The following is a 559-nucleotide window of genomic DNA, read 5'->3' as shown; positions in this document are numbered from 1 at the left end:
GGCGCCGGGGATGCTGTTCAGCCGCGATCAGCCGCTCTTCCTCAAATGGTCCTATCTGCCACGCCTTGCGCCCTGGCTGCGACGCTACCTCACCCATGCCACCGCCGACGAGGCGCGCCGCATCGCCGCCGCCCTCCACCCGATCATCGGCGACAGCCTCGCCGACCATCAGGCGCTCTCCGCCGGCACAAGAGCCGCCAGATGGCTGGTCCCGTCCGACTATGTGTTTCTCTACCGCGACCGAGCCGCCTTCGCCGCCGACGCTTTCGGCTGGTCGATCCGCCGGGACCACGGCTTCGAATGGGACGAGTTCGAAGACGACGCCCTGCGCGCCTACGACCCCGTCTTCTCCGCCGAAAACGGCTTTGCCATCCGCCTGAAGAATCATGGCCGCATCGCCGATCCCGGTCGCTATGTGAAGGACCTCGCCGACCACGCGCAGATGAACGGGGCAAGGATCTTCAAGGCGANCGAGACGATTGCCTGCTCCGGCGTCGTGCTGACCGCCGGCGTCTGGTCGAAGGCGCTCGCCGCCCAGCTCGGCGTCGAGGTGCCGCGG

At 68.1% G+C, this 559-nt stretch carries 1 pseudogene; it reads left to right on the top strand.

The window, feature by feature from the left end:
* Positions 1-559, top strand: a pseudogene (locus tag PZ895_RS00725) (FAD-dependent oxidoreductase); the annotation flags it as partial.

This window comes from Mesorhizobium sp. YIM 152430 (genome assembly GCF_029210365.1).
GTDB lineage: Bacteria > Pseudomonadota > Alphaproteobacteria > Rhizobiales > Rhizobiaceae > Aliihoeflea.
Note: the sequence above shows the minus strand (reverse complement) of the source record. Positions and strands in the feature narration are given on the sequence as shown.